Here is a 4,375-nt window from a genome sequence, read left to right on the forward strand (position 1 = left end):
TATTTGTCCGCGCTCAATTATGCTAAGATGGGAGTAGCTCATGAATGGATCCTCCTGTACGAATGGGTGTTGTGGTGACTTCCATTTTACACGAATCCATCCATGGGCTCCTTTATTTTTATCTGTCGCACTTCATATTACAATTCGTCAAATCGAAAGAGGTGAGCCAAGAGGCTCCCTCTTTTTTCTTGATTTCCTGATGACACTTTGGTTTCTCCATTGTTACCATATCAAGACCACTCCACCATCGCCTTGATGACCCCGCTCTCCGGCCGAAGCCACTCGTCGAAGGCGTCGATCATCGCGTCGAACGGCGCGCGATGCGTAATGTACCGGTTCGCGTCGATCGCGCCGCGCCGGACGGCATCAAGCACATGTTCGAAATCTTCGCGCGTGGCGTTGCGGCTGCCCATCAGGGTGGTCTCGCGCTTGTGGAAATCCGGGTGCGGGAACGTGATGTCGTTTTTGACCAGTCCGACATAGACCAACGTTCCGCCGTGGGCGAGATAGCCGAGGGCATCCATCATCGACCTGGCGTTGCCGGTTGCATCGAGGATGATGGTCGGGAGATCGCCGTCCGTCAGCTCCGCGATCCGTTTCATCGGATGATCCAGAGCGTTCACGACTTGATCCGCGTCCGCCCAGGATCGGGCGAAAGCAAGCCGGTCATCGTTCACGTCCATGACGATCACCCGCGCGCCGGCGAGCCTCGCGAAGGCGGCCGCGCCGAGCCCGATCGGTCCGGCGCCGATCACGAGCGCCGTCTCGCCGCTGCCTGCGCCCGAGCGTCGCACCGCATGGGCCCCGATGGCCAGCGGTTCCAGTACGGCGGTCTGATCGAGCGTGAGCCCGTCGGTCTTGATCAGATGGGTGACCGGCACGGTGATGCGTTCGCGCATGCCGCCGTCGGTGTGAACGCCGAGCACCCGGAGACCCGCGCAGCAGTTCGTCCGGCCCCTCCGGCAGGCGATGCACGTCCCGCAGTGCAGATACGGCATGATGGCGACCTGGTCGCCTTCCTTGAGCCCCGCCTCATTCCCGCCGATCCATTCAATGGTTCCCGCCAGCTCATGGCCGAGAATGCGGGGATAGGTGAAGTAGGGCTGGTTGCCCTTGAAGGCGTGCATGTCCGTTCCGCAGATGCCGACCCGGCGGATCCGGACGACGGCCTCGCCCGGACCGGCCGCGGGCTCGGGCAGATCGTCCCGCATCCGGAAGACGCCGATTTCCTCGCATACAATGCCTCTCATACGCAAAATAAACCTCCCTGCGCAACGTTACACCCGGATGTTCTCGTTGTACTCCGGCCGCCCGCTGACCCAGGTGACGTTATGGACGGGCGCAAGCAATTCAAGCACTTCCCGGAGCAGTTCCTCGTCGATCGGCTCGAGGGTCCATCGGGTGTTGCGCGCGATATTGTCCGGGTTCGCCGTGCTGACCAACGTCGTCGGAATCCGTTCGTTCCCCGTCGAGAACTGGATGGCCAGCTTGGCGATGTCGGTTCCCCTGGCGGCGCAAAATTCGGCGGCCTTCCTGCAGGCGGCTTTCAGCTCCGGGGAAGCCGGGTGCCAGTCGGGCGTGCCGCGCAGGCTGAGCAATCCCATGGACAAGGGCGACGCGTTGACGAGGCCGATGCCGCGCGCTTCCAGCATCGGCAGCAGATCGAGCAGCGCCGTGTCGTTCAGCGAGTAGTGGCAGTAGGAGAGGATGACGTCCGCGTCGATCTGCGGGAGCATTTTCTCGAACAGCTGCAGCGGAAGGCCGGAAATGCCCCAAAACCGGATTTTGCCCTGCTCCTTCAGGCGCATCGCGGCCGGCACGGCTTCTTCCAGCACGATATCCGCCGGCACGAACTCGATGTCATGCAGGAAAAAAAGATCGACATAATCGGTATGGAGCCGGGTCAGACTTTCTTCGAGGCTCGACTGAATCCGCCTGGCGGAAAAATCGAACGCATCCACGCCGTAGCGCCCCGCCTTGGTGGACAGCAGGAACTTGTCGCGCGGGATGTCGCGGATTGCCTTGCCGAGCACCGTCTCCGCGCGGGTCAGCCCGTAATACGGGGAGACGTCGATGTAGTTGATGCCGGCGTCAATCGCGGCATGCACCGTACGGATGCTCTCGCTTTCGTCCGCCTCGCGGAACACGGAACCGAGCGAGGATGCGCCGAAGCTCAAGACCGAGACATCGAGGCCGGTATTGCCGAGTTTCCGGTATCGCATCGGGGTGTCGCACCTTCCTTGGATTCAAATTCGGTACACGTTCCGGGCGTTCAGGCCGAACAATGCGGCCCGCTCGCGCTCGCCCCAGTTGTCCGGCAGCGCCTGGAGCAGCACGTCCATCACTTGGTCGTATTCGGCCGCCAGCAGGCATACCGGCCAGTCGCTGCCGAACAGCACGCGATCCGGGCCGAACAGGTCGAGCACGCGGCGGACATAAACCTTGAAGTCCTCCGGTTTCCAGTTGTGATGGTCCGCTTCCGTCACCATGCCGGACAGCTTGCAGTACAGATTGGGATAGCCGGCGAGGACCCGCATATGGGTGAGCCACGGTTCGATCTCTCGGTCCCGGATGCGTGGTTTCGCGATGTGATCGATAACACCGCGCAGATGGGGAACCTGCTCCAGCAGCTTGACCAGCGGTTCCAGCTGGCTGCTCTTCACGAGCAGATCGACGGTCGCGCCTTCGTCCGCATAGCCTCGGAGCGCCTCGACGAACGCGGGCTCGAGAATCCGGCTTGCGTCCGGCATATCCTGGATCATGATGCGGAAGCCGACGAACTTCGGATGCCGGCGGAACCGCTCGTAATGCCCGCGGTGGGCCGGATCGAACAGGTCCAGCCACCCGACCACGCCGAGAATCGTGGCGTCCGCATCGGCCAGGGACAGGATGAACTCGGTTTCCTCGATCGTCGGAGCGGCTTGCACCAGAATGGTGCCGTCCAGTTGATGCGCTTTCAAATGCGGGGACAGGTCGGCCGGCAGAAAATCCCGGTACAGGACGGGGTACTCGGGCGTAATCCAGCCGTAGTCGCCCCGCTCGATCTTCCAGTAATGCTGATGGGCGTCGATTCGCACCGTTTGGCCCCCTTTCGCATGGCAAATGTACGGTTATCTTCATTATACGGGCGCGCAAAGGGAATAAAATGGCCGCCGTTTGCGTGAATGTACCTTATTTTGATGTGGTTGTCCATTGTTTAGAATTAATGCTTAATAATATTTAAAGTTGTCCCATAATTTCACTGGCGTCATTGTTGCCCATTGATCGAGCGGATCGGGGAGGAAACGGAAAGGAGGTATGATCGGAATGCGTCATACGCTTGTCATCGGGGGTTCCGGCATGCTGGCCGACGCAAGTCTGTGGCTGGCCCGACAGGGCCGCGAGGTGACGGTGATCGGCCGGAATCCGCAAAAGCTGAAGCGGCTCAGCGATCAGCATCCGAATCTGCATGGCGTTTCGGCGGATTATTCGCGCGCCGCGGAGTTTGCCGAGACGTTGAACGATATGATGCGGAAATGGGGGCCCGCCGATCTCGTCATCGCGTGGATTCATCACGACGAGGAGCGCGTGATCGGACAGACGGCCGAGGCCATCCGGCTCGCGGGCGGAGCGGATTTCGGCTGGGAGCTGTACCACGTCCTGGGCAGCAGCTCCAATCTGGACGAGATGCTCCGGAAAATTGCGGTGCCGCCCGAATGCGCCTGCCATCAGGTTCAGTTGGGTTTTGTCATCGAGGGAGGCCGGTCCCGTTGGCTGACCCATGACGAAATCAGCAACGGAGTAATTGAATGTATCCAGAACAATCGGCGCCGCCATGTGGTCGGCACGCTGGAACCATGGGAGAAGCGACCCGGATATTGAGGATGGAGACGACAGACGATGAAGGCCGAACAGGATGAAAGCTCCTGTTCGGCCTTTTATGGTACGCCCGGCATGGGCGTCATCTCTACGGTGAAAGTCCGGAATGGGGGCTGGCGAGCGCCTACCATTAGCCGAGGGCAAGGGTGTCGGTCGCGAGGCCGAATCTGAAGGAAGCCTCAAGGCAAACGCACGGGCCAAGGTACACGAACTGGATTCGAGGCAGGGTTAGCCGGATGAGTTGCCCACACACAACGAAATCCAAAGCCGCCAAAGGCTAATCCTGTAGATTCAGTGGTCGCGGGCGGAAAGATGACGCTCTTATCCGGGGAGGCCTGCGGAATACGCGAAGACCCTTCGTAACCGCAGCCGGGAGGCTGCGCTGAATCCGCAGGAGTCAGCAGAGGCCATAGTGCGTGCGTGGCAGCACGATCATCAGGCGGGTTCAAGTCCCGCTGAGCCTCGGACTAGGGGGCTCATATCCAAACCCGGGGGTAATGCCTCGGGGGCCGGCAAA

The 4,375-nt window shown here is 60.8% G+C and carries 4 protein-coding genes; 1 reads left to right on the forward strand and 3 read right to left on the reverse strand.

Annotation, left to right across the window (positions count from 1 at the left end; all coding sequences use genetic code 11):
- Positions 1–230 precede the first annotated feature (230 nt).
- Genes C6W55_RS00045 through C6W55_RS00055 form a run of 3 tightly spaced genes read right to left on the reverse strand, consistent with a single transcriptional unit; the run spans position 231 to position 3,077 of the window.
- Positions 231–1,250 (reverse strand): zinc-binding alcohol dehydrogenase family protein, encoded by a 1,020-nt coding sequence (locus C6W55_RS00045; protein WP_286890624.1) that lies wholly within the window; start codon positions 1,248–1,250, stop codon positions 231–233.
- Positions 1,251–1,277: 27 nt separating this feature from the next.
- Positions 1,278–2,222 carry an aldo/keto reductase gene (locus tag C6W55_RS00050; protein WP_286890626.1) on the reverse strand — a complete coding sequence of 315 codons (945 nt, stop codon included), beginning with the start codon at positions 2,220–2,222 and terminating at the stop codon, positions 1,278–1,280.
- A 24-nt stretch (positions 2,223–2,246) separates the two neighbouring features.
- On the reverse strand, positions 2,247–3,077 hold the full coding sequence (locus C6W55_RS00055) for an amidohydrolase family protein (protein ID WP_286890628.1): 831 nt from the start codon (positions 3,075–3,077) through the stop codon (positions 2,247–2,249).
- A 229-nt stretch (positions 3,078–3,306) separates the two neighbouring features.
- Here C6W55_RS00055 and C6W55_RS00060 point away from each other — a divergent pair, with 229 nt between their 5' ends.
- Positions 3,307–3,861 carry a Rossmann-fold NAD(P)-binding domain-containing protein gene (locus C6W55_RS00060; RefSeq protein WP_286890630.1) on the forward strand — a complete coding sequence of 185 codons (555 nt, stop codon included), beginning with the start codon at positions 3,307–3,309 and terminating at the stop codon, positions 3,859–3,861.
- The last annotated feature ends 514 nt before the right edge of the window (positions 3,862–4,375 follow it).

The organism is Thermobacillus sp. (assembly GCF_003390775.1).
Classification (GTDB): Bacteria; Bacillota; Bacilli; order Paenibacillales; family Paenibacillaceae; genus Thermobacillus; species Thermobacillus xylanilyticus.